Genomic DNA, 25,704 nt, shown 5'->3' with positions numbered 1-25,704 from the left:
AATTTAAGGGAGGGTTACACAGCGAGCTTCCAAAACAGGGATGTTTTGGCAGAGCTTACATGGACGTACTTGCAGCGTCTCGCAGTTGTATCTGCACATAAGGTCGCTCTTTCACATCCATGTGATCGCGACATTTGTATATCCTATACATCACCTGCGGCAGGCAATGGATTAAGTTGAAGTTATGGTCTTCCGTAATTTAGCCAATAAAAATGAAGTATAAAGTTGGTGCTGGTAACTCGTTTATGCCCCAAAACGAGTTTGAAATGGATATATCCCGAAGCTTAGCAGTTTGTATTTACCCTCAAAAACCTAATATAACCTTCAATTGAGTGGCCAAATTATCTATACCACTACACTTTCCGCCTTAGAAAAACTCATAAGTCTTCGATATTTACTTCTATTTCAGGTTGGTCTTTTCTCTCTTCAATTATCCTTGCTAATTCAATATCTATTTTTTCTTCTAGAGCATTCAGATCCTCTCCACTTCCCCATTCTTTTCCAATTGGTAGCATTTGATCCCAATCTTTATCTTCTTCGCTCATAGGGATGCTTTCATCGCACTTATTAAGTAACTCTTGTAATCTTGATTTAGTCATTAGGGAAACCTCATAGTTTTTTATTCTATGTAGTATAGACAACACGAACATAAGATTGAATTCATCACGAGGCTTCTTTTAGATCATAATCAAAGTTTTTTTCTATATCGCAATGTGCCCCTTTGCGACTTAGGAAGCTAAGTCTATTTAGTCTAAAAATGAGTTTAAAAGGCTAAAATTTTACTCTCAATCGGCAATAGATACTGGCGAGGTACCCAATGAGTACCTTAGAACCCAGAATGGCAAGGTGACTATTTTTGTAAAGGATTTCAGGTTAAAAAGACCATAAATATTTGCTTAAACCCCTTATGTTTACAAAACGGTATTTTTTTGTAATGGATTTTTGATAGCCTAAACAAGCTAAAGCCTATCAAACCTCGGCCCTCACTCACTAGGTTAATTTATTTTTGGTGGATATAAGATAGGTTAATTAACATTTTGCATAAAAAATATTTAGGTGATAGCCGTTTACCTGAATTAAAACCAAACTAATAATTGTCCACAAATGAGTTACTACATCAGTCCTCGTCAAAACAAAAAGCCTCAATATTTTCATATTGAGGCTTTGTTATATTTCAATACCTATATAAAAACCTTAAGCACTTTCAATAATCTGCTTTAGATCCGCAACCAGCTCTTTATTCAAAATCTGTGGTATTTTCCCGGGTTGGACTTTAGGTTTAAACACTGCAAACTTTTCCCCTTGTGGTGATACTAAAACATAGCTGGCGCTGTGATCCACTTGGTAATCTTCGCCGTCGCCAACCATGGCGTAGGCAAAACCTAAATCACGAGTAAAAGGAAATAGCTGAGCGTGATCGGCAGTAACGGCTTTGAAATCGCGGTTAAAAAAATTGATGTAATCTAAACGTTTAGTTTGGCTGTCCCTTGCGGGGTCCACTGACACAAACACCACTTGAATATTGTCGCTTACTGCTTGCAACTCTGGGTAGGCGGCATTGAGTTTATTAAGGGTTGTTGGGCAAACATCTGGGCATGAAGTAAAGCCGACAAATACTAAACTCCACTTACCTAAAAGCTGCTCATTGGTAAAGGTATTCCCCAATTGGTCTTGCATACTAAAAGGTGCCAGTGGTCTTGGGTTATCAAACAAATAACTTGTTTCAAGTGCCAGATCCGGCCTTGATTTAGTGGCAGTGGCGATTGTTGCGGATGAACTTTTTTGACTAGGGAAAAGCGTAGCAACAGCGACGCCCAAGCCCAGCATAATGAAAGCTAACGCGATAATTTTTTTCACTCATTCACTCCATTATTTTTATCTTTACGTTCACTGTTTTTATCTTCAACTTCACCATGGCGATAAGCACTGATAAAGCGAGTTATACCCATAAGTAGTGATCAACTAATAGCACTAAAAATAAAATCATTAAGTGATAAATCGAGAACTTAAACACATCCATCGCCAGCCCTGGTTTGTCGTGATACTTAAGTTGCCAGGCTTTATAAATAAAGCCACAACTTAGAATGGTTGAACCCACAAGATAAACGGGGCCACACATGCCAACCAGTACTGGCAATAAACAGGCAATAGCCAGTAACAAGGTATATAACAAGATACAAGTTTTAGTAAACTCAACCCCATGGGTGACTGGCAGCATTGGGACATCGACTTTGGCGTATTCTTTTCTACGGTGAATCGCCAGTGCCCAAAAATGCGGCGGCGTCCAAGTGAAGATGATGATAACAAGTAATAGTGCGTTGCCATGTAATTCGTTGGTGACAGCAGTCCAACCCAATAAAGGTGGCATTGCCCCAGCTAAGCCGCCAATGACGATATTTTGCGGGGTAGCGCGCTTAAGATAAGCGGTATACACCACAGCATAACCGATTAAACTGGCAAAGGTTAACCATGCGGTAAGTGGGTTAACTAAGGTATACAAAATAACAAAACCGCCTAAGCCGATAGAAGTGGCAAAGGTCATGGCTTTGATTACCGAGACCTTGCCTTTTGGTAATGGGCGGTTATAGGTACGCGCCATTAAACCATCAATGCGGCGATCAATTAAGTGGTTATAAGCCGCCGCTGCCCCCGCCATCATGGCTATGCCTATCATGCCAAAGATAAGCGGCTGCAATGGCACTGCGCCGGGCAATGCGAGGCACATTCCCACTAGTACTGTCAGTAACATCAGGGCGACCACTTTGGGTTTGGTCATTTCAAAATAGGCGCGCCAAGGTAATTGCGCGCTGCTGGTGCTTGCTGGTATAGACAGAGATTTAGCCATAATAGAATCCTTGCTTAAGCTTTACGCCACAGCGCGTAGTTGATGAAAATAACGGTAAGTAACAATAGCGCTGCGCCGCCGTTGTGCGATACAGCAATCCCTAAAGGCAAATGCATGACAATATTGCTGATGCCAAGGCCCACTTGAATGATCACTAGGGCAAATAACAGCCAAGCACTTTTACGTATTGTGTGTGAGCGTGCTTTAAGTAATTTAAATCCTAACCACACTAAACAGGCAGCGGTAATCACGCCCCAAATACGATGAGTAACATGGATTGTCATGCGGGCAGGGTATTCCAATACGCCATATTCAAAGCTTGGATGTGTCCCTTGAAACGGTGAAAAAGCATCAGCAAATTGCAGATTATCGACCCAGTTACCTTCACATATTGGCAGGGCGGTACAGGCTAATGCTGCGTAATTCGATGACGTCCAGCCGCCCAAAATAATTTGAACCGCCAGTACAATTAAGCAGACCATGGCAAAGGGGGCGAGTTTTCTGGCATAAGTGTCACCACCAGGGATCCGCAGTGGCCGGGTACGTAAATACAGCAGTAGCAGTAAAGCGAATAAACTAAAGCCACCAATTAAATGCCCCATGACTACGATGGGCATTAATTTCATGGTGACGGTCCACATACCTAAGGCGGCTTGAAAGAGCAGTAGGGCGGAAATCAGTATGGGTAGCTTTTTGGGCGCATCGGCTCTTTTTAAGCAGATGATAAGGATGGTTAAAATCAGTAATCCAAGAGTGCCAGCGATATAGCGGTGGATCATTTCCAGCCACGCCTTGTCAGGCTCTAGCGTTTGATTTGGGAATGCAGTCTCAACTTTTGCTATTGCATCAGGCGCGCTAGGCACCACAAGATGACCATAGCAACCTGGCCAATCAGGGCAGCCAAGGCCTGCATCTGACAGCCGAGTGTAGGCACCCATTAATATCACCGTAAAGGTAAATACTAAGGTAAATTTGAGCAGGTTTTTTATCACCATTACCCGACCCTCGATAGTTTAAGCATCTTACGTAAATCGCCAATCATCGACTTACCTTGGGCAATATTTTCTTGCTCGCCCATAATACCTGGGTATTTCATGACTAGGCTACCAAGGGGATCGACAATAATCATTTGCTGCTCTGTCAGTAATGCGGCCATTGCAGGGCTGGCACTGGCTGTAGCAAACGGCACTTGCAGTTTAGTTAAAATTGCGGTGTCGCTATCTGGGGTGAGTAAAATAATTGGGCTGACGCGATCTTGATGTTTACCTAAGGCGATATGGCTTTGATGCATGACATACAAACGTTGCTGACATTGTTCTAGGCATTGGTTTGGTAATAAATACACCAGCTGCCACATATGCGGCTCAGGGTTGGTCATGGCTAAGGTTTGATAATTAAGTTGTGCGCCGATTAGCTCACCTTTGTTAGTGGCGGCGCCGTTATATAAATCTAGGCTCAAGACTAATTTAGCCATAGCCACCGGTAAAATAAATACCAGCAGCAGTAGATATAATGTCTTGTTACCTTTAGGTTTTGCTGGGGAGTTCATACTTGCTCCTCTTGTTACGACTGTTTTTGTTATAGGATGAGTTTTTACTTAAGTCACTATTTTTAATTTAGTTACTCTTGTATTTAGGTTTTAACTTTAGGTCTTAATTTTAGGCTTAAATGTTTTCCAACCAAGCCATAGCATTAGCGATAAAAATACTGCTGCCATGGTGAACCATTGCAATGCATAGCCTTGGTGTTTTTGGGCTGACAGTGGAATAGGTGTCCAAGGTTTTGCTAGATTCATATTTGGTGTTACATCGGGCTGCAGTACTGCCGGTGCCAGTTGATGACCTATTTTCTCTGCTAAGGCCACGAGATTTAAATTTTGAAAACGGATCACGTCACGGTTTTCTACTGTAAATTGTTCCACATAAAGTTGGTCACTTAAGGGATTGGTTTGGCGCTGATACACTCGACCTGTGAGCTGATATTGCGCCGCAGGCAATGGCGCTAAATCGGGTAATATGCGGCGGTCTTTATTCGCTGCAGTAAAGCCTAGTTCAACCAGTAGCCATGGCTCTGTGGCTGATATTGCAAATACTTGATAAGCCAGATAACCCACTTGGCCGTTATAAACTTGATTATCAAGCAGTAATATTTGTTCATTAACGGGCTTAGCGGTGACGTTAATGCGATAACCCGTTAGTGGACCGCTGCTATCTAGCGTTAAAAAAGTGTGGTAATCCAATTCACTGGACGCTTGCCTTTCACTTAAGGTGGCTTGCCAAGCTTGTTTTTGAATTCCTCTATCAAGTTGCCATAAACCGAGCTTGACCAAAATAGAAAACACACTCACAGTAACAACTAGCAATAACCCAGTAGAAAGTCGCCAAACGCGCAAAGGAGAGCCCGTGGGAACCTTAGATACCTTAGTTATTTTCAAGCTTGTTTTAGTACTGCTGCTTGTATTCATATTATTTAATTTAGCCAGAGCCCTATTTATTATGGTTAAAGCGGAAAATAAACAATCTATGAGCCAATATTTAGGTCGTCGAGTGATCTTTTCTGCGTTAGTGATGTTGTTATTGTTACTGGCCTTAGGATTTGGCTGGATAAGCCCAAATCCTAGACCTTATTAGCTTTGCAGCCTTATAAGACGTACACGAAAATAAATAAGCATAACCACACCACATCAACAAAATGCCAATACCAACTTCCGGATTGAAAGGCGAAATGATTATCTGGGGTGAAGTGACCTTTCAATACTCTAAAGAACAGGATTATTAGAAATACTGTGCCTAAGGTGACGTGCATACCGTGAAAGCCAGTTAGCAAAAAGAAGGTGTTACCATAAATCCCTGAGGTGAGTGTGAGCCCCATTTCTTGGTAGGCATGGACATACTCTTCAACTTGTAAAAACAAGAAGCCGATACCCAGCAAAATAGTCAGTCCTAACCAAACCTTCAGTGCGCCACGTTTTGATTTTTCTAACGACACATGGGCAAAGTGCAAGGTGACTGAAGAGGTCAGTAGAATGAGGGTGTTATACAGCGGCAATCCGCCCCAACCCATGGCTTCAGTGGTGGTACCATCTGGGGTTTTCACTAGCGGCCAAATGGCTTCAAATGTTGGCCATAATACCTCATGGGTCATGGCATTATTTGATGCACCGCCGAGCCAAGGTATTGCTACCATTCGAGCGTAAAACAATGCCCCAAAAAATGCCCCGAAAAACATGATTTCTGAGAAAATAAACCAGCTCATGCCTTGTCTAAAAGAGCGATCCATTTGCGCTGAATATAAACCTGACATTGACTCATCAATGATATTTTTAAACCAGCCAAACAGCATAAATATAATTACAGCAATACCCGCGATTAGGGTGTAGCCGCCAGAAGATTGTTCAGTTGAAAGTTGTTGGATGTAGGTACCTGCGCCAAATGCAATCAGAAATAATCCGATAGCGCCGGTAATTGGCCAGATACTTTGCGCTGGCACGTAGTAGTTTTCATGTTTTGTTGTCATCTTGCTGCTCCTTGCTCTATGGCTGCAGTCTGCTTGTCTGTAATATCATAGAGGGTATAAGAGAGAGTCAAAGTGTTAATGGATTCAGGTAAATCCGCATCCACGTAAAAAATTAACGGTAATTCAGCATCGGCCATTGCTGCTAGGGGTTGCTGATTGAAGCAAAAGCACTCGGTCTTATTAAAATAAGCCGCGCCTTGGCCTGGCGATACCGAGGGTATTGCTTGGCCTACGAGGTTATTTGAAGATAAGTTTTTCGCTAAAAACGCAGTACGTGTGAGTTCGCCGGGGTGAACCTGCATGCGGTTCACTTTTGGCACAAACTCCCACGGCATATTGCTTTGTACTTGGGCAATAAACTCAATGGTTACAGTACGGTCTTTATCAATCACCACAGCCTCATAACTGCTGGCAGTACTTTGGGTTTTTCCATTAATCCCCAAGGCATCGCAAAGCACGTCATACAAAGGCACTAGCGCAAAACCAAAGCCGAACATACCTATTGAACCCAGTACTAGGCCAATAAGTAAATTACGGTTTGATTTTGTTGGCTGGCTCATATCATTTAACCTCTGGTGGGGTGGTAAATGAGTGATAAGGCGCAGGACTGGCAATAGTCCACTCTAACCCTTCAGCACCTTCCCATGGCTTATCCGCAGCTTTTTCGCCGCCCTTGATACATTTCAGTACCACAGCGAGGAAAATCAGTTGTGATAAACCAAAGGCAAAACCACCAATAGAGACAATTTGGTTTACGTCAGCAAATTGAATTGCATAGTCTGGAATACGACGTGGCATGCCTGCTAAGCCTAAAAAGTGCATTGGGAAAAACAGTACATTCACTGAAATAACACTGCACCAGAAATGCCAACGACCTAATGTTTCGCTATACATGTATCCTGTCCATTTCGGTAGCCAGTAATATGCTGCAGCCATAATGGAAAATACTGCGCCAGTAACCAGTACATAATGAAAATGCGCTACCACAAAGTAAGTATCATGGTATTGGAAATCCGCTGGGGTGATCGCTAGCATCAAGCCAGAGAAGCCACCGATGGTGAATAAGATGATGAATGCAATGGCGAACAGCATCGGGGTTTCGAAGGTGATTGAGCCGCGCCACATAGTTGCAACCCAGTTAAACACTTTCACCCCAGTAGGCACTGCGATTAACATGGTGCAGTACATGAAGAATAGCTCTGCAAATACTGGCATCCCGGTGGTGAACATGTGATGCGCCCAAACTAGGAAGGACAAAATCGCAATACTTGAGGTGGCGTATACCATGGAGGCATAACCGAAAAGCTTTTTACGGCTAAAGGTGGGAATAATGGCCGAGATAATCCCGAATGAAGGTAAAATCATGATGTAGACTTCGGGGTGGCCAAAGAACCAGAAAATATGCTGGAACATCACAGGGTCGCCGCCGCCAGCAGCATCAAAGAAGCTGGTGGCAAAGTATTTATCAGTCAGTACCATGGTTACTACACCTGCCAATACCGGCATCACTGCTATTAGCAAGAAGGCGGTAATCAGCCAAGTCCAGACGAACAATGGCAGCTTCATCCAAGTCATACCCGGAGCACGCATATTAACAATGGTCACCACCACGTTAATAGCACCCATGATCGAGCTTATGCCCATAATGTGAACTGAGAACACAAATAATGCTGTGCTATCAGGGCTATAGGTTGTTGACAGTGGTGCATAGAAAGTCCAGCCAAAGTTGGGGCCTCCACCTTCCATAAATAGCGAGCTAAGTAGAATCGCAAACGCGAAAGGTAAAATCCAAAAGCTCCAGTTATTCATCCGCGGTAGTGCCATATCTGGCGCACCAATCATCATTGGAATGAGCCAGTTAGCTAAGCCGGTAAAGGCTGGCATGACTGCGCCAAATACCATAATCAAGCCATGGACGGTGGTCATTTGGTTAAAAAAGTTAGGTTCAACTAACTGTAAACCGGGTTGGAATAACTCAGCACGAATGACCATGGCCATTGCGCCGCCGGTTAAAAACATAATGAAACTAAACCACAGATACATTGAACCAATATCTTTATGGTTAGTGGTTAAAACCCAGCGCATAATGCCTTTTGGCGCCCCATGATGATGGTCATCATGGTGATCGTCGTGAGCGGCTGGTGAATCTTGTGTAATTGTGCTCATTTTAATCCCTTACTTTCCGTGACCAACAACATCAGCAGCCTGAACTGCATCGCCAGAGTTATTACCCCAGGCATTTCGCTCATAAGTCACCACTGCAGCAAGCTGTTGTGGCGTAAGTAGCGAGTTAAATGCTTGCATTGCCGTGCCAGGTTTACCATTGATGACAATATTAAGATGATCCGTCACTGGACCGACGATGAGTGGGCTGCCTACTAATGAAGGGAACGCGCCAGGTAAGCCAGTACCAGCAGCTTGGTGACATGCAGCGCAGCTAGTCATATAGACTTGCTCGCCCATGGTCATTAACTCATCCATCGTCAAGTCATCCAATACCACAGCTTTAACTTCTGCTGCTTGTGTTGCCGCTTCAGTCACAGCTTGTGTTGCAGTGTCTTCAAGTTGTTCAGCTGTAGGTAAGCTTGCTGGTAAAGTCACAGGCGTTGACGTGTCTGCGGTAGAAGTGCCTGCACTAGGAGCGTCAGCAGTGGTTGGTGTAGCGCTAGAATTTGTCCCATTGCCACTCACATCAGCCGCTTGCACGGTATCGCCAGAGTCATTACCCCAAGCATTACGCTCATAAGTGACTACTGCAGCAATTTCAGTTGCCGTTAGCTGCTTGGCAAACGCTTGCATCGCAGTGCCAGGCTTACCATTAACGACAATATCGATATGACCAGACACTGGGCCTTTAATCATTGGACTGCCAATTAGGGAAGGGAAGACGCCAGGTAAACCAGCACCATTAGGTTGGTGGCAAGCCGCGCAGCGACCCATGTAGATTTGTTCGCCTTGGGCCATTAACTCGTCATAGCTAAGGGTTTGGCTCAGTGAGGCTTGTGCAGCGGCTTTAGCATCAGCAGCAAATTGCTTTTGGTCGATTAGCCATTGGTCAAAGTCTGCTTCTGAGACGGCTTCAACAACAATAGGCATAAAGCCATGATCTTTACCGCATAGTTCGGCACATTGGCCTCGATAAGTACCTATTTTATCGATTTTAGTCCAAGCTTCATTGATGAAACCAGGATTTGCATCTTTTTTAACGGCAAATGCTGGTACCCACCAAGAGTGGATAACGTCATCCGAGGTCATTAAAAAACGTACTTTACGATTTATTGGTAAAACCAGCGGCTTATCGACCTCTAAAAGATAGGTGTCGGTTTTATCTGCGGTGCCAGTAATTTGGTCTGCTGGGGTAGATAATAAACTGAAAAACTCGACATCTTCATTGAAATAGCTGTAATGCCATTTCCATTGAGAGCCCGTCACTTTGACTGTCAGTTCAGCATCGCTGGGATCTTCCATAGCAATCAGCGTTTTTGTTGCTGGGATTGCCATGCCAATTAGGATTAGAAATGGCAATACTGTCCAAGCTATTTCAACCTTGGTACTGTCATGAAAGTCGGCTGCAACTGCACCCTTAGATTTTCTGTGATAGATCATGGAATAAATCATGATCCCAAAGACCACGACACCAATGGCGCAACAGATATACAAAATAATCATATGCAGGTCGTAAACCTGGCCACTGATCTCTGTTACACCTTGAGTCATGTTTAAGGGCATCTCTGCCGCTGTGAGTGGGGTTGCAAGCAACGCCACCATTAATCCGTACAACAATCGCTTCACAAGACTACTCCTCTGCTAATTGCGAATTGCAATTACAAAGAAAAGCCACACAGTAATACTCTGCTCTATGCAAACTTTTCATACCCGAAAAAGTTTGATCATTTCAAAGTACACGGTGGCTTTGAGCTTGAAAACTCAATTATGTTATTACGTTACGGTGCCACACTTGTACCTAATACTGAACTTATCAATTATATTTGACGCTTTACATTCAAGGCTTTCTATACCGCACGGTACCAGCTCAATCTTTTAATAGCGTTTGTATCTTTTTGACATTTATTCTCGGCAGTACGATAAATTGTTACTACCTTGTTAACTACATTACTTGGAGATTAAATATTGATCAAGATCACTTTATCATCTAATTTGCTGAAAAAAGTGCAAAAAAAAGCCCCTCAGCGTAGTGAAGGGCTTTTTTAGTCATATTTTACTAGTGAAACGAGGTAAGGTTTACCCGAGTCTGTACTGCTAAAGTTTGCGTTAATGGGTCGCCTTCAGGTAAGTGAGTATTTACATCTTCAATGATAAGCCCTTGGGCTAAGGCATTTTTGGCAACCAATTGAATGCGGCGATTGTCGCGGGCATCTAATGGTGGTGTCCAAGTAATTACTGCACTTGAAGTACCGTTAGTGAGCGCTTTTTCCATCGCCCACAGGGTTTCGACTTCATCTTTGGTGTGAACTAACAATACTCTGTCCATACGAACATTGGCATTAGCAAGAATTTGCTTATAACCGATATGCGGCGGATTAATCAGTACAATCCAAAGGCCTTGCTGACTTAAAATGGCTAACTGACTGCATAATTGAGTCAATTCAGTTAAGCCTTGGTTTTGGGTGCGCTTGGTTTCAATCCCTTGTTTAGTGGGTAAGGGATCAGATGCCATATCTACCCATAATCCAGGGTGACGCGGTGCATTGCCTATTAATGTGTTCATAACCAACCTCCATTACGAATAACGCCAACAGCAAGCCCTTCAATCGTTAGGTTTTGGCAACTTAAATCAACTTTAATCGGCTCATATTCTGCATTTTCAGCATGTAAATAAATAATATTGCCTTTCTTTTCAAATCTTTTCACGGTTACATCGTCTTCAAGACGTGCCACTACAACTTGACCATTGGTGGCAGTTTGCATTTTATGCACTGCTAATAAGTCGCCCTCTAAAATACCAATGTCTTTCATACTGTCGCCTCGAACGCGTAGTAAGAAATTAGCATTGGGCTTAAACATTTCTGGGTCAACTTGGAAATACTGTTCAACATGCTCTTGAGCAAGGATAGGTTCACCTGCAGCAACTTGGCCGATAAGTGGTAAGCCTGCTTCAACTTCCTCCTCCACCTGCACCATGCGGATCCCGCGAGAGGTACCAGGAATAATTTCAATACAGCCTTTTTTTGCCAGTGCTTTTAAGTGTTCTTCAGCGGCATTGGCGCTTTTGAAGCCTAATCGAGTTGCAATTTCTGCACGAGTTGGCGGCATACCTGTTTCGGCGATATTACATTTAATTAGCTCTAATATTTCAGCTTGGCGTGGCGTTAAAGGTCTCATATTGATTCCTGTTTTTTTATACAGTGACTGTCATTATATACAGTATCGGTGGTCGCGCAAGTATTAACCAAATTAATTTAACTATTATCATCTAATTCTTGTTGGCTATATATGGGGGCACGGTTAAGTATCTGTAATTTAATTATTTAGTTAATGAAGGTAAGTCAGCTTTTTAAACCGATGAAATTGGCTATTTCTCACATCGTTTGTTTAAACAGTATATTTATACAGTAGTGTTGATTGAAAATAGGTTGGTTGTTATTCGGATATGGCTATTTTTTACTGAACAAATATTCTCTGTATAGACCCTTGTTAGTGAAACTGAACCATTATCTGGTATTCTATGGCCAATTAATTGATGTTGAATATGCGAACACTCATGTTAAAACCTGACTCAATCATAGCAAAATCATTACGTTGGATTCAAAAACTGATGGTGCACACGGTTGTTGTGCCTGAAGATCCCTTTGCCGATCTGAACTTAGACCCAGATAAACCAGTGGTCTATGTGATGAAGACAGAATCACTCAGTGATATTGCGGCATTAAATGAAGTGACCGCCAAATATGGCTTACCGAGCCCTTATGAGCGACTAGACGTTGATGGCTTAAATACCCCTAGAATTGTGTGTATTGAAGGTCGTAAGCCTCTATTTGGCAAGCGTTTAAGTGGCGAAAAATTTGTTGATAACTTCACCAGCTTATTAGCCTTACATAAAAAAAATGATCAACTTGATATTCAATTGGTGCCAGTGAGTCTGTATTGGGGACGTATCCCTGGTAAAGAAGATGACACCATGACCGCAGCCGTATTTGAGCGTGAAAACCCGACCTGGTTACGTAAATGGTTGATGATTTTGTTCTTAGGTCGCCATAGCTTTATTCAATTTTCAAATGCTATGTCGCTACGTTATATGGCTGATGAACACGGCACTGATGTCAGTATTGCGCATAAACTTATCCGTGTGGCGCGAGTGCACTTTAGACGCCAACGTAAAGTGATGACAGGCCCACAACTGCCAAATCGTCAGGCAATGTTCAACTCATTATTAAAGTCTGATGCCATTGCTCAAGCGATAAAAGAAGAAGCGCTTAATAAAAAAATTCCTGAAGACAAAGCCCGCGAAAAAGCGATTCAGTATTTAGATGAAATTGCAGCGGATTACTCAGACAGCTTAGTGCGTATTGCTGAGCGCTTTCTTACTTGGTTGTGGAATAAGTTATACAGCGGTATTAGCATTAAAAGCGCTGAAAAAGTGCGTAAGCTGCATCATGATGGTCATGAAATTGTCTATGTGCCTTGCCATCGTAGCCACATGGATTACCTACTGCTGTCGTATATTTTGTATTACCAAGGCATGGTGCCGCCGCATATTGCCGCCGGTATTAATTTAAACTTTTGGCCAGCAGGCCCTATGTTCCGCCGTGGTGGTGCTTTCTTTATTCGTCGTAGCTTTAACGGTAATAAACTTTATACCGCAGTGTTTCGTGAGTATTTAGATCAGTTATTTGCTAAAGGCTATTCGGTTGAATACTTCACCGAAGGTGGTCGTTCTCGTACCGGTCGTTTATTAGCGCCTAAGACCGGCATGTTAGCGATGACAGTTAACTGTGTACTGCGGGGCATTGAACGCCCAGTAACCTTAGTGCCAGTTTATCTTGGTTATGATCATGTGATGGAAGTGTCCACCTATCATAAAGAGTTAAGCGGTAAGAAAAAGCAAAAAGAATCAGTGTGGCAGGTCTTTGGTGCGCTGCGTAAATTAGGCAACTTTGGCCAAGGTTACGTTAACTTTGGCGAGCCAATCAATGTGCAGCAATTTTTAAATCAACAATCGCCAAATTGGCGTGAAGAAATTGCTCAAGATCCGGATCAAAAGCCATCATGGTTAACGCCAGCAGTAAATGTATTGGCCAATAAAGTGATGACTAACATCAATGGCGCCGCCGCAGCGAGTTCGGTGACATTAGCAAGTATGGCGCTGCTGGCTTCAGAGCAAAACGCCCTGCAGCGCAGTGAGCTTGAAACCCAGCTAGACCTCTACCTGAAAATCTTAAAGGATGTTCCTTATACTGAGTATGCGTCGGTGGCTGAGGGCTCAGCTCATGACCTAGTTGAGCAATGTTTGTCGCTGAATAAATTTACCTCAACCACAGATGCCATCGGCGAAATTATCGCAATTGAAGATAGCTCAGTGATTGCGATGAGCTATTATCGCAATAACATAATTCATCTAATGGCAGTGCCTTCATTAATCGCCAGTTGCTTGGTGCAATATGAAGAATTTAGCCGAGAAAAAATCCAGCAAATTGTTAATGATTTTTACCCATTATTGAAAGCTGAGCTGTTTATGGGCATTGAAGATTTAAGTGCCTATGTGGATCAAGTGCTTGATTTGTTTGTTGAACAAAAGCTAATTTCCGGTAGCGATCACTTTGAAGTCAATCAAAGTAATGTCACTCAGTTAATGTTATTGTCCGCCACGGTCAGTGAGACCCTACAGCGTTACGCGATTATCTTTAATTTACTGGCTTACAAACCAGAAATTGAGCGTTCTGATTTAGAAAGCGCCAGCCATTTATTGGCTCAGCGTTTAGGTGCTTTACATGGAATTACTGCGCCTGAGTTTTATGATAAAAAGCTCTACAATAATTTGAGTGTGAAATTAAAAGAATTAGGGTATTTATCCGCTAACGATAATCAATTTGAAGTCATCCGAATACGTGATCATGCCAATGGTATGCTGCGTTTATCTGTTCGAAAAACCATTGTTGATAGCGTCACAATGGAACATGGGTAATAACTAATTTTATGAGTTCGACACAATCTCAACCGCAAAATAAATCCTTATTGGGCGGTGCTATGATCATCGCCGGTACCACAGTCGGTGCTGGTATGTTTTCTTTGCCTGTGGTCAGTGCAGGCATGTGGTTTGGCTATTCATTAGTCATGTTAATTGGTATTTGGTTTTGTATGCTGGTGTCAGGTCTGATGCTACTTGAAACCAATTTGCATTTTAAACCCGGTGACAGTTTTGACACCTTAACTAAGGTAACCTTAGGCCAGTTTTGGCGGATTATTAACGGGTTATCTATTGCTTTTGTGTTGTACATCCTGACCTATGCTTACATCAGTGGTGGTGGCTCGATTGTTAATCACACCCTTGCGGGGATGGGGGTTAACTTACCTCAACCGATCGCAGGGTTAGTGTTTGCCGTCGTACTTGCTGCAGTGGTGATCATCAGTACCAAAGCGGTTGATCGCATTACCACCATTATGATTGGCGGGATGTTAATTACCTTTTTTCTCGCCATCGGAAATCTGCTGATTGATATTGATAGCGCAAAATTATTAATGCCAGATGGTGAGGCGAGTTTCTCGCCTTATATTTTAGCGGCGCTACCTTTTGGGCTGGCCAGTTTTGGTTACCACGGCAATGTGCCAAGCCTAGTTAAGTATTACGGCAAACAACCTAAAGTGATTTTAAAAGCCATCTTTATTGGTACTTTTATCGCCTTAGTGATTTATAGCTGCTGGTTAGTGGCAACCATGGGCAACATTCCCCGTAGTCAGTTCAGCGACATTATTGCCCAGGGCGGCAATATGGGTGTGTTAGTGGGCGCTCTGTCAGATGTGATGGCGAGTAAATGGCTTAATACCATGTTGACCTTGTTTGCTAATCTTGCTGTGGCGTCATCATTCTTAGGGGTGACCTTAGGCTTGTTTGATTATCTAGCTGACTTATTTGGCTTTGAAGAAAGCAATAATGGCCGCATTAAAACAGCTGCGATCACCTTTATCCCGCCGACAGTATTAGGTTTGTTATTCCCTAATGGTTTCTTGATTGCCATTGGCTTTGCGGCATTAGCGGCGACCATTTGGGCGGCGATAGTGCCAGCCATGATGGCATACAAATCGCGCAAAATGTTCCCTGATGAGAAGAGCTTTAGAGTCCCAGGTGGTACGCCATTGATTGTGGTGATTATTGCATTCGGTGTCATCACCGGCGCATGTCATTTGTTGGCGATGGCTGAGTTACTGCCAGTTTATAAATAATACTTTAGCTAGATAAAGTGGTGTTTAAACACCGAAATGACCTCCAAAAAGCCCTTTGAAAAGGGCTTTTTTATGGGCGTTTTCTAGCAAGTAAGGATGTGACTGTTAGCATTTTGACTAAAGGTGTGTGTAATTTACGACTTGTGACCGATAGTGACTAGCCATGGCTTGCTGATATTGTTGTCTATATAAGGCTATGATTTTAAGTTGTATTTATTATTTAAATGTCATTTTTTATACGAATAACCAACCATTATTGCCAACTCGACTTTAGCTTTAAAAGTGTCTTAACTTAAAGAGTGTTGTCATTTAGGTTCAGCTTAAACCTTTATTCTTATAAGTCATTATCAACAGCAGGGTGAGGTGTATGAAGGTGTCACACTATAAACAAGGGCAACCTTGTTGGGTCGAACTTGCCAGTCATGATTGGTATGCCGCGAAAGCATTCTACCAAAGCCTATTTCAGTGGCAGGCTGATGATATGCCCATGCCTGAGGGTCATTACACTATGTTGCAGTTAGCGGGTGATGACATTGCGGCTATGTATCAAATGCCCAAAGAGATGGAGAGTTTGCCAACCCATTGGCAGCTTTATTTTGCCGTTGATGATGTTGAGGCGACAATTAAAGCCATTAGGCTTGCGGGTGGACAAATTATTGCAGGCCCTCACTCTGTTGGTGATTCAGGGATTATAGCTGTGTGCCAAGATCCTGATGGCGCACGATTTTCAATCTGGCAGGCCATTAACCATATCGGCATTAAGCGCTCATTTGAGCCCAATACTTTGTGCTGGGTTGAATATATGTGCCGCGATCTGGCCACATCAACCGATTTTTATACCCAAGCGCTTGGCTTTGAGACTAACAGCCTTGATATGTCTTCAATGGGCATAGCTGATTACGTGCAATGGCTGGTGGATAAGCAAGCCATTGGCGGTATGATGCAAATGACGTCCGAGTGGGGTGATACCCCGCCCCATTGGATGCTGTATTTTAGTGTGCAAGATTGTGATGCTATGGCTCAATATGCCGAAGCTCTAGGCGGGCGAATTTGTGTCCCGCCTACGGATATTCCGGATGTGGGTCGTTTTGCGGTGATTGATGATCCCCAAGGCGGCACTTTTTCAATTATTGCATTGACCGAGGTAGCGTCTGAAGTAGAATAATTGCTTGAAAGTTAAACTGTAAATCTAATCAAGGAAGACTTATGACACTCACAAAGGACGAAAAACTCGCGGTAATTCAAAAGAAAATGACCATGGTGGCAGTCATTGATTTTCCTGGCACGTTATTAATGGCGGCGGGTTTATATGGCTTGTTTGCAGGTTTTGATACAGCGGCTTATCCGATGCTGGCGAAGCCAATACTGCTGTTTGCTATGGTTGGAGTCGGAGGTTGTATTATGGTTTGGGGTCTTTTAAGGATGATGCAACTGGCACGAGAAAAGCAAGGCGTACTCAGTGAACCAAGCTAACAAGCTTATATTCAGCTTGTGGCTTTATAGATAAAAAGGCGCCTTAAGCGCCTTTTTTAGTGTTTATGAGTGACTTTGTAAACCTAGTTACTGAGTTTACGACCATAGATTAGTAAATAAATGGCTGGAATAACAAACAGCGATAGCAGCGGCGCAGTGACCATGCCACCAACCATAGGTGCGGCAATTTTCTGCATCACTTCGTTACCGGTTCCTGTGCCCCACATTATCGGCAGTAAGCCAAAAAATATGGTCGCAACTGTCATCGCTTTGGGGCGAATCCGCATTACAGCACCTTCAATCAATGCTTGGCGTAAATCATCTTTGCTATTGAGAGTGTCATGATGTTTTCGGTCTTTTATACTGTTGTTGAGATACACCTGCATCACCACGCCAAATTCAGCGGCGACACCCGCAAGGGCAATCATCCCCACAGATACCGCAACCGAAAAGTTGAAGTTCAGCAAATATAAAAACCAGGCACTGCCTACTAAGGCAAAGGGTAAACTCAGCATAATTACTGAAGCTTGAGCAAACGAGTTAAAGGTCAGCATCAGTAATATAAAAATAACTGCCAGCATTAGTGGAATGACTAACTCCATCTTGGCTTCAACACGCTGCATATATTCATATTGACCCGCAAAGCTGTAGCTATAACGTGCTGGCAAAGTGATTTGCTGGCCTAAGGCTATTTGCGCTTGCTCGATATATTCGCCGATAGAAATATCTTTAATATCGACAAACACCCATGAGATTACACGGCCATTTTCACTGGCAAGCATGGGCGGTCCATCACTGATGGTTATGTCGGCTAAAACGCTTAATGGCAGATATTTACCGGTTTTGGTTAATACCGGTAAATCTCTGAGTTTTTCGATGCTGTCACGTAACTCTCGTGGATAACGAATGTTAATTGGGTAACGTTCTTGACCTTGAATTGATTCCCCTATATTCATACCGCCTATGGCGATTTGCACCACATCTTGGATGTCACTTAGGGTCATACCATATCGAGCTGCATTTTTTAGTTTCGGCTCAATATCGATATAACGTCCACCACTACTTCGCTGCGCAAATGCTGATGTTGTGCCTGGCACTTGGCTCATTACCGCTTCGATTTCAGCGCCAATTTTTTCCAGTTCGGCCACATCTGAACCCGATATTTTAATGCCGACAGGTGTTCTAACCCCGGTGGACAGCATATCGATACGAGTTTTTATCGGCTGCACCCATGCGTTAGTCATGCCGGGCACTTTCACCGTTCTCTGTAATTCAGCAATAATAGATTCTAAGGTCACGCCTTCACGCCATTGAGCATGTGGTTTAAGCATGATGGTGGTTTCAAGCATGGTTAATGGTGCAGGATCGGTAGCGGTCATTGCGCGGCCCACTTTACCAAATACTCTTTTGACCTCTGGTACCGTTTTAATCAATCTATCGGTTTGCTGTAAAATTTCAGCGGCTTTACCTGCACTGACACTTGGCAGGGTTGTAGGCATATAAAGTAAATCACCTTCAGCGAGTTCTGGCATAAACTCAGAGCCCATCTTTGTCATCGGATAGTAAGCACTGGCTAAAATGACCAGCGCTAATAAGATGGTGAATTTAGGAAATTTTAATACCAGTTTGAGTAATGGCTGGTATATGGCAATCAAAAATCGACTGATGGGGTTTTTGCGTTCATCAGGGATATTACCGCGCACAAAATAACCCATTAATACTGGGATCAAGGTGATGGCCAGTATTGCAGAAGACGCCATAGCAAAGGTTTTAGTAAACGCCAGTGGGTGGAATAAACGGCCTTCTTGAGCTTCCAGTGCAAATACAGGAATAAAGCTTAAGGTGATGATTAGCAGGCTAAAGAATAGCGCAGGCCCTACTTCAACAGAGGCCTCTTTAATTAGTTGCCAGTGGGCTTCACCTTCGGGTGGTTTACCGTGCTCAGCCCGATATCGCTCTAAATGTTTATGGGCGTTTTCTACCATGACAATGGCGGCATCGACAACGGCGCCTATGGCAATGGCAATACCTCCTAAGCTCATGATGTTGGCATTAACCCCCATAAAATGCATGATAATGAAACTGCTTAATATAGATAATGGCAGGGTGATTATGGCAACCAGTGTTGAGCGAGCATGTAATAGAAATAGTAAGCAAACTAGGCCAACGACCAGCATCTCTTCCATCACTTTGTGCATCAGATTATCCACAGAATTGAGGATAAGTTCTGAGCGATCATAAGTGATAACTAATTCAACCCCTTCAGGTAAACCGCTTTCAATTTGCTTAATCTTTTGTTTAACATTATTAATGGTTTCAAGGGCATTCTCGCCATAGCGCATAACCACAATGCCGCCAACGACTTCACCTTTACCATCAAGTTCAGCAATACCACGACGCGCTGTAGGGCCTGTTCGCAGCTGCGCCACATCTTTCATTAATACTGGTGTGCCAGCATCAGATAACACCCCTAAAGGAATTTCGGCAAAATCTTCAATGTTTTGTCGATAGCCCGATGAAGTAATCATGTACTCGGCTTCGGCCATTTCAATAACCGAGCCACCGACAGAGCTATTAGAGCTTGCTAGCGCATTTTTAACCGTCATCAAATCGATTTGATAAAGGGCGAGTTTATGTGGGTCGACCACGATTTGATAAGATTGCTCCATGCCGCCAATCGTAGCAATTTCAGATACGCCTTCGACACTTTGTAATTCCAGTTTTAAAAACCAGTCTTGCAATGAACGCAGCTGGGCTAAATCGTGATTACCTTGTCTATCGACTAAGGCGTATTGAAATACCCAACCGACACCAGAAGCATCAGGCCCTAAAGTGGGGCTAACGCCCTCTGGAAGCTGATCTTGGGTTTGCGATAGGTATTCTAAAACCCGTGAACGTGCCCAGTAAATATCGGTATTATCTTCAAAAATAATATAAACAAATGAGTCGCCAAACATCGAAAACCCACGTACGGTTTTCGCCCCAGGTACAGCCAGCATCGCTGTGGATAATGGATAAGTAATTTGATCTTCGACTAACTGCGGTGCTTGACCTGGATATGAGGTCTTAACAATCACTTGCACATCAGATAAGTCCGGCAGGGCATCCAATGGGGTGGTGCGCATGGCTTGATAACCGATCACTGCAACCACTAAGGTGAGTAATAACACCATCGCACGTTGCTTTATCGAAGCACTGATTATTTTCTCTAGCATGAGAGTGCTCCTTAGTGGTTATGGGCTGCAGGCGCTTTATCTGCGCCGCTTAAACGTAACAAGCTACCTTGAATACTGGCTTCTGAATCAAGCAGGAACTGCCCTGAAACCACCACATGGTCGCCTTCATTTATGCCTTCAATGATCTCTGCTTTTCCTTGCGCAATGATGCCGACTTTTACAGGTACCGAAGTAAATCCGCTATCGTGACGCTGAACTACTACTCGATTTTCACGGCCGGTTAATATCAGTGCTTCTGTGGGAATAGTAATAATGTTGCGTTTAGGGCCGCCAAATAAAGACACATCCACTAAGGTTCCTGGTCGTAGGCTTGCATTTGGATTGGCTAATTTTACTCTGACACGCATGGCGCGAGTGACAGGGTCGAGTTCTGGATAGATATAATCAATGTCAGACTCAAGATCAAATAAGCCTTGGGCCGATGCAGTGACTTCTGCAGGACGGCCTTTTTCTAGCCAGCTTTGTTCATTTTCAAACACATCGGCAATGACCCAAACCGTGGATAAGTCGACTAATTCTATTAAGGCATTACCCGGTTGGATATACATGCCATCACGAATGTCCATTTGGCTGACAACCCCATCTTGTGGGGCATAAAAAGGCACTCTAAAAACAGTTTCGCCGCTGGTTTCTAATTGTTGAATAATTTTTGATGACACCCCTAAAAGCGCTAAACGTTGGCGGGCTTTACGCTCGAGAATGCCGCCACGTTGATTGTCTTGCTCCAAATAATCAAGCGCTTGTAAATAGTCATCTTGAGCATTAATAAGTTCAGGTGAATAAAGCTCATACATGAGCTGACCTTTTTTTATTTTTTGGCCAACATTATTAATATGCAGTTTTTCCACCCAACCAGTCACTCGAGCATGAACATGGGTAATGCTGTCTTCGTTATACTCAACGGTGCCGATGGTTTTAACCAGGCGCCATAGGGTATCTCTTTCAACTTGTTGAGTGCGCATGCCTAAAGCTTGCTGCATGCCGCCAGATACGCCAACCACGATTTCTTCTGTCGCAGCGCCCATGGTGACTTTTTCTAAATTCATACCACAAATAGGGCAAGTGCCTTGGGTGTCAGAAACAATATGCGGGTGCATTGGGCAGACATATTTAATGCTTGGCTCTGCATCCGAGGGTAATAGGCTTGGTTTAACAGTATTAAACACTTTATCTGCAGCACTCTGTGTGGGTTGCACTGCTAGGTTTTCTATCTGTTCATCTTGTGCATGCTGATGTTGGCTATGGTCGACTTCTTCCTCTTCTTCTTTAACCACTAACAACATATTGCACTTTGGGCAGCGGTCACCTTGTTTGTGGCTGCTAACTTCAGGGTGCATTGGGCAGATGTAGGTGGTTTCGGCGCTATGGTCTATGGCAGCCTCAGGGCTAACTTCTTCTAAGAACATATTGCATTTAGGACAAGTATCACCGGATTTATGACTAATAACTTCAGGGTGCATCGGGCAGATGTAGGTCGTTTCAGCGCTATGGTCTATGGCAGCCTCAGGGCTAACTTCTTCTAAGAACATATTGCATTTAGGACAAGTATCACCGGATTTATGACTAATAACTTCAGGGTGCATCGGGCATGAATAGCTGGTTTTTTCTGCATCATGCTGATGCTGGTGAGTCGAAATATGACTATGTGTTGCTGCTTGTTGAGCAGCGACTGGATTAGTGCATAACCCAGCTAGAAAACCCGCAATGGTGATCAATAAAATAGCGTGTTTCATCATAACCTCAAAATACGGCTGGCAAATAAAGCGAACCGTTTATAAAAACTGTAAATACTAGCAAGTATAGGTGTTTAGCTATGGCACAGAGGACAGAGCTAGGCTAAAAATATTCTGTCAGTAATTTAACTAATCGGAGGTCGAAATTCTGGAAGGGTTTTATGGAAGAAAAAGTGTGGCACTGCAGTGGCATCAGCCTTGCTGTTGACTGCTTTTGCGAGAAGGATATCAAATGTGAGCAAATGCCCTGTCATCGAGATAGTAATGCAGTGACCACAATCGATAGCGCAGCCATTTTTGCTGTCACAACAGCTTTGATCAGCTTTTTTCGATTGGAGCATTGAGCCATCGTCACAACAATGAGTCGTTTTTTGCGGGGCTTGTTCAGTCATAGATGAATGACAATTAGGGGTATCGGCACTGCTGTGTTGCTTCAGATTTGCTTGGGATGTTTTGTCGTTAGGCATTAACATCTCTGCTGATGAGCGCATGAGAGGGTTAGCGACCATAGCGTAACCATTAGTTATCAACCCTTGGCCTAAAATGGCAAAGAGGGTGATAAAAACGATTATTTGGTGCGTTAACTTAGTGCTCATGCTTTTCCAAAGTGTGTAGCCATCAATAACAATTAAATAGCGCAATAATCTAGTGATAAATCAAGAATCAAAGCTAAATTAAGTTGCTGATGATCTGGCTTAATATAACCCGAAACAATACCCGCAGCAATAAACAGCTTCAGAATATTTATACTCGCTCAAACTAACTAGTGGCAGAGGCTATAATGATTCTATAGCGCAATAAACCTGATTTTTTTACAGTATATTGCAAAGGTAGGTTAATTGTCATTTTTGTGACGGCTACTTTGCGATTTTGCTAAAGCTGTATTAAGTTTAAAGGAGTCAAATTAATTATCATTGAGCCTCAATAGTTAGATCTTGATCTCATTTTGAGCATATACTGGTAACTTATTAATTAAAACATGTTCTTAATTCGTTTTTTTATGGGCAAAACAACCTAGAATAGATTTACTATTTTTAGAACTTAAAATTTATATTTTAGAGTTTAAAAATTATAAATTATAAAACTGTTAACTGGAGATGTCCGATGAACTGGCGTGCACTATTTAAACCGAGCGCAAAATATTCTATTATCGCACTGATTGTAGTGGGTATTATTTTGGGTGTAGTGGGCTATTTCGCCACTCAACAAACTTTACATGCAACAAGTTCAGATGAATTCTGTATGAGTTGTCATAGCAATCACTCATTGAAAGATGAAGTACTAGCTTCAGCACATGGCGGCGGTAGTGCTGGTGTGACTGTTCAGTGTCAAGATTGTCACCTTCCACATGGCCCAGTTGATTACTTGGTTAAAAAGATTATCGTATCTAAAGATTTATACGGTTTCGTAACTATTGATGGTTTCAACACTCAAGCTTGGTTAGATGAGAACCGTAAAGAACAAGCAGATATCGCACTTAAGTACTTCCAAGCAACAGATTCTGCTAACTGCCAACATTGTCATACGCGCATCTATGAAAACCAGCCTGAGACTATGAAGAAAATGGCTGTCAGAATGCATGAGCGTAATGCTAAGCAAGAAGGCGATAAGAGAAAGACTTGTGTAGATTGTCATAAAGGTGTTGCTCACCCTTACCCTAAAAAGTAAGTGACGATTCATAATCAGGAGTGATGACCTGATTAAGAAAAAACCTCGCCTAGGCGAGGTTTTTTTATGCTTGCATTTCAATTAAATCTAACGACTACTCGGCTTTATCAAGCTCTAGTACTTTTTGTCGGTACTCAAGTAAACCGAAAACACCAAAAAAATACACTTTAAGATAATCAACGACAGATAACTTAAGTAAGCTGCTAAACATGGTGTTGAAAATAAGTAATTGGAAAAAATGCATTATTACAGTGATAAAAAATAAGATATTCAACACTATGCTGACTTGGCCTTCAAACGGCATAAATAAGTTATAAAACATCACTAACCACATGATTAAAGTTAAACTTTTACCACCGATAATAAAAAATTTCATGGGTATCCTCTATTAGATTTGTTGCTTGTTTGAAATGCTATTCATCAAGCTGATATTGAAATAAGCGATAGGTTACCTGACCGGCATTTTTTTGCTTGAGCTCAACCCAATGGTTTGGGATCGCTAGCTGGGTTAAATCTGATTCAGTTTCTAGGTAAATTAATGCATTCTCATTTAACCAGTTATGCTCAGCTAATAACGCCATAGTGGTATTGGCCAGCCCTTTACGAAATGGTGGGTCAACAAACACAATATCAAAGCCTTTATCGTTATTCAGACCTTGTTTTAGCAATGCCAGACTGTCGCCACTGATGACATCGGCATTGTCACATTTTAAGGTTTGTAAGTTTTGCTTTAACTGTTTGGCCGCATTGCTCTGCAGTTCGCAAATACGTGCATAGCTGGCGTAACGTGATAAAGCTTCCAGACTTAGGGCGCCACTGCCTGCAAAACAATCTAATACCCTTGCACCTCTGATATCGCTAGCAAGCCAATTAAACAAGGTTTCACGGACGCGATCAGTGGTTGGTCGTAACCCTTCTAAATCATGAATAGGTAGCTTTCGTGAACGCCATTGCCCTGAAATGATCCTGACTTGGCCGCTTGCGGACTTATTTTTGGACATTTTGCCCTCGTGATTTTGCCTGAACAAAGAAAGTGGTAGACTATGCAACCAATTAGAATACTCGATATTTTATACCAAACTGCTGTTTAAAGGTGAGGATTCCTTTTAACAAGTTTAGTATTAATGACTCGAGAAAACTTCTCCGAATTTTATCGCTCATTTAGCATTGGTAGTAGACATGGCAAAGAAAGGTTTTTTTTCGTGGTTTCGTAAAGACAAAACCAAAGAGCAAGAGCGTGTTGCACAAGAGCAACGTATCGCAGAAGAGCAAGCTGCAGAGGCTTTGGCAAAAGAACAGGCCATTGCTGCTGAAGAGGCGGAGCGATTAGCTGAACAAGAACGCGCCGCAGAAGCTGAACGTATAGCCGAGCAAGAGCGCTTAGCTGAAGAGTTACGTCTTGCAGAAGCCGAACAGGCGCGTATTGCAGCAGAGGCAGAGCGTATAGCTGAGCAAGAGCGCTTAGCTGAAGAGTTACGTCTTGCTGAAGCGGAAGAAGAGCGTATTGCTGCAGAAGCAGAACATGTTGCAGAGCAACAGCGTTTAATTGAAGAGCGAAGCCTAGCAGAAGCCGAAGAAGCACACCTTGCAGCTAAAGCTGAACGTGAAGCCGAGCAACAACGTTTAGCGGTTGAGCAGCAGAAATTAGCTGAAGAGCAACGCCTTGTCGAAGCAGAAGAAGCGCGTATTACAGCACAAGCTGAACGTGTAGCAGAGCTGCAACGTTTGGAGGCAGAGAAACAAAGGTTAGCAGAAGAGCGAAGCCTTGCTGAGGCTGAAGAACAAGCTCGTCTAGCTGCAGAAGCCGAAGCGGCGCGTATTGCATTAGAAGCTG

The 25,704-nt window shown here is 43.0% G+C and carries 23 protein-coding genes and 1 pseudogene; 7 read left to right on the top strand and 17 right to left on the bottom strand.

Annotation, left to right across the window (positions count from 1 at the left end):
* Window positions 1–377: 377 nt before the first annotated feature.
* From AB4140_RS00640 to AB4140_RS00615, 6 genes are all read right to left on the bottom strand, one after another.
* Complete coding sequence (locus AB4140_RS00640; RefSeq protein ID WP_371999351.1) at window positions 378–599, bottom strand: hypothetical protein; 222 nt, start codon at window positions 597–599, stop codon at window positions 378–380.
* 595 nt (window positions 600–1,194) lie between these two features.
* Window positions 1,195–1,827 (bottom strand): SCO family protein, encoded by a 633-nt coding sequence (locus AB4140_RS00635; protein ID WP_371999353.1) that lies wholly within the window; start codon window positions 1,825–1,827, stop codon window positions 1,195–1,197.
* A 112-nt stretch (window positions 1,828–1,939) separates the two neighbouring features.
* Entirely contained in the window at window positions 1,940–2,845 is a 906-nt protein-coding gene (gene cyoE, locus AB4140_RS00630) for a heme o synthase (protein ID WP_102440128.1), read from the bottom strand.
* Window positions 2,846–2,859: 14 nt separating this feature from the next.
* A complete protein-coding gene (locus AB4140_RS00625; protein ID WP_102440129.1) occupies window positions 2,860–3,840 on the bottom strand; it encodes a heme A synthase in 981 nt (326 codons plus the stop codon).
* The gene (locus AB4140_RS00620) at window positions 3,840–4,394 is read right to left on the bottom strand and encodes a hypothetical protein (RefSeq protein ID WP_102520320.1); all 555 of its coding nucleotides are present in this window, start codon (window positions 4,392–4,394) and stop codon (window positions 3,840–3,842) included. The genes AB4140_RS00625 and AB4140_RS00620 overlap by 1 nt, the downstream gene beginning before the upstream one ends.
* A gap of 96 nt (window positions 4,395–4,490) precedes the next feature.
* Window positions 4,491–5,237, bottom strand: coding sequence for an SURF1 family protein (locus AB4140_RS00615; protein ID WP_371999349.1), 747 nt, complete (start codon window positions 5,235–5,237; stop codon window positions 4,491–4,493).
* Window positions 5,238–5,247: 10 nt separating this feature from the next.
* Between AB4140_RS00615 and AB4140_RS00610 the strand changes: the two genes are divergently transcribed.
* Window positions 5,248–5,475: a DUF2909 family protein gene (locus AB4140_RS00610; protein ID WP_076538217.1), complete on the top strand. Its 228-nt coding sequence runs from the start codon at window positions 5,248–5,250 to the stop codon at window positions 5,473–5,475.
* Between the two features lie 10 nt (window positions 5,476–5,485).
* On the opposite strand, the gene AB4140_RS00605 is transcribed toward AB4140_RS00610, so the two are convergent.
* From AB4140_RS00605 to lexA, 6 genes are all read right to left on the bottom strand, one after another.
* The gene (locus AB4140_RS00605; protein WP_076538215.1) at window positions 5,486–6,361 is read right to left on the bottom strand and encodes a cytochrome c oxidase subunit 3; all 876 of its coding nucleotides are present in this window, start codon (window positions 6,359–6,361) and stop codon (window positions 5,486–5,488) included.
* Window positions 6,358–6,921 carry a cytochrome c oxidase assembly protein gene (locus tag AB4140_RS00600; protein ID WP_102440132.1) on the bottom strand — a complete coding sequence of 188 codons (564 nt, stop codon included), beginning with the start codon at window positions 6,919–6,921 and terminating at the stop codon, window positions 6,358–6,360. Before AB4140_RS00600 ends, AB4140_RS00605 begins: the two co-directional genes overlap by 4 nt.
* A gap of 1 nt (window position 6,922) precedes the next feature.
* On the bottom strand, window positions 6,923–8,527 hold the full coding sequence (ctaD, locus tag AB4140_RS00595) for a cytochrome c oxidase subunit I (protein ID WP_102440133.1): 1,605 nt from the start codon (window positions 8,525–8,527) through the stop codon (window positions 6,923–6,925).
* A gap of 9 nt (window positions 8,528–8,536) precedes the next feature.
* Window positions 8,537–10,153: a cytochrome c oxidase subunit II gene (gene coxB, locus AB4140_RS00590; RefSeq protein ID WP_102477281.1), complete on the bottom strand. Its 1,617-nt coding sequence runs from the start codon at window positions 10,151–10,153 to the stop codon at window positions 8,537–8,539.
* Between the two features lie 430 nt (window positions 10,154–10,583).
* Window positions 10,584–11,090 carry a cell division inhibitor SulA gene (locus AB4140_RS00585; RefSeq protein WP_371999346.1) on the bottom strand — a complete coding sequence of 169 codons (507 nt, stop codon included), beginning with the start codon at window positions 11,088–11,090 and terminating at the stop codon, window positions 10,584–10,586.
* Window positions 11,087–11,704 (bottom strand): transcriptional repressor LexA, encoded by a 618-nt coding sequence (lexA, locus tag AB4140_RS00580; RefSeq protein WP_076538206.1) that lies wholly within the window; start codon window positions 11,702–11,704, stop codon window positions 11,087–11,089. The genes AB4140_RS00585 and lexA overlap by 4 nt, the downstream gene beginning before the upstream one ends.
* Before the next feature lie 379 nt (window positions 11,705–12,083).
* Here lexA and plsB point away from each other — a divergent pair, with 379 nt between their 5' ends.
* The 4 genes from plsB (at window position 12,084) to AB4140_RS00560 (ending at window position 17,233) form a co-directional block, all read left to right on the top strand.
* Complete coding sequence (plsB, locus tag AB4140_RS00575) at window positions 12,084–14,504, top strand: glycerol-3-phosphate 1-O-acyltransferase PlsB (RefSeq protein ID WP_102440136.1); 2,421 nt, start codon at window positions 12,084–12,086, stop codon at window positions 14,502–14,504.
* Between the two features lie 11 nt (window positions 14,505–14,515).
* On the top strand, window positions 14,516–15,760 hold the full coding sequence (mtr, locus tag AB4140_RS00570; protein WP_371999344.1) for a tryptophan permease: 1,245 nt from the start codon (window positions 14,516–14,518) through the stop codon (window positions 15,758–15,760).
* 367 nt (window positions 15,761–16,127) lie between these two features.
* A complete protein-coding gene (locus tag AB4140_RS00565) occupies window positions 16,128–16,925 on the top strand; it encodes a VOC family protein (RefSeq protein ID WP_371999342.1) in 798 nt (265 codons plus the stop codon).
* 41 nt (window positions 16,926–16,966) lie between these two features.
* A complete protein-coding gene (locus AB4140_RS00560; RefSeq protein ID WP_102440139.1) occupies window positions 16,967–17,233 on the top strand; it encodes a hypothetical protein in 267 nt (88 codons plus the stop codon).
* A gap of 83 nt (window positions 17,234–17,316) precedes the next feature.
* Here the strand turns inward: AB4140_RS00560 and AB4140_RS00555 are convergent, their stop codons facing one another.
* The 3 genes from AB4140_RS00555 to AB4140_RS00545 all read right to left on the bottom strand — a co-directional run bounded on the left by AB4140_RS00555 (window position 17,317) and on the right by AB4140_RS00545 (window position 22,798).
* A complete protein-coding gene (locus AB4140_RS00555) occupies window positions 17,317–20,448 on the bottom strand; it encodes an efflux RND transporter permease subunit (RefSeq protein WP_371999340.1) in 3,132 nt (1,043 codons plus the stop codon).
* Between the two features lie 11 nt (window positions 20,449–20,459).
* Entirely contained in the window at window positions 20,460–22,202 is a 1,743-nt protein-coding gene (locus AB4140_RS00550; protein ID WP_371999338.1) for an efflux RND transporter periplasmic adaptor subunit, read from the bottom strand.
* Window positions 22,203–22,327: 125 nt separating this feature from the next.
* Window positions 22,328–22,798, bottom strand: coding sequence for a hypothetical protein (locus AB4140_RS00545; RefSeq protein WP_102440141.1), 471 nt, complete (start codon window positions 22,796–22,798; stop codon window positions 22,328–22,330).
* A gap of 508 nt (window positions 22,799–23,306) precedes the next feature.
* On the opposite strand from AB4140_RS00545, the gene AB4140_RS00540 reads away from it, so the two are divergent.
* Window positions 23,307–23,870: a NapC/NirT family cytochrome c gene (locus tag AB4140_RS00540; protein WP_102477285.1), complete on the top strand. Its 564-nt coding sequence runs from the start codon at window positions 23,307–23,309 to the stop codon at window positions 23,868–23,870.
* A gap of 94 nt (window positions 23,871–23,964) precedes the next feature.
* Here AB4140_RS00540 and AB4140_RS00535 read toward each other — a convergent pair whose 3' ends face one another.
* Together AB4140_RS00535 and rsmD are read right to left on the bottom strand one after the other, a co-directional pair.
* Window positions 23,965–24,246, bottom strand: coding sequence for a DUF1145 domain-containing protein (locus AB4140_RS00535; protein ID WP_102477286.1), 282 nt, complete (start codon window positions 24,244–24,246; stop codon window positions 23,965–23,967).
* 37 nt (window positions 24,247–24,283) lie between these two features.
* Window positions 24,284–24,871: a 16S rRNA (guanine(966)-N(2))-methyltransferase RsmD gene (gene rsmD, locus AB4140_RS00530; protein WP_102531240.1), complete on the bottom strand. Its 588-nt coding sequence runs from the start codon at window positions 24,869–24,871 to the stop codon at window positions 24,284–24,286.
* Between the two features lie 178 nt (window positions 24,872–25,049).
* Between rsmD and AB4140_RS00525 the strand changes: the two are divergent.
* Window positions 25,050–25,704 (top strand): annotated as a pseudogene (locus AB4140_RS00525) (signal recognition particle-docking protein FtsY); the annotation flags it as partial.

This window comes from Shewanella sp. 10N.286.51.B2, from assembly GCF_041469265.1.
Lineage (GTDB): Bacteria > Pseudomonadota > Gammaproteobacteria > Enterobacterales > Shewanellaceae > Shewanella.
This window is presented reverse-complemented; position numbering and strand designations above follow the sequence as displayed.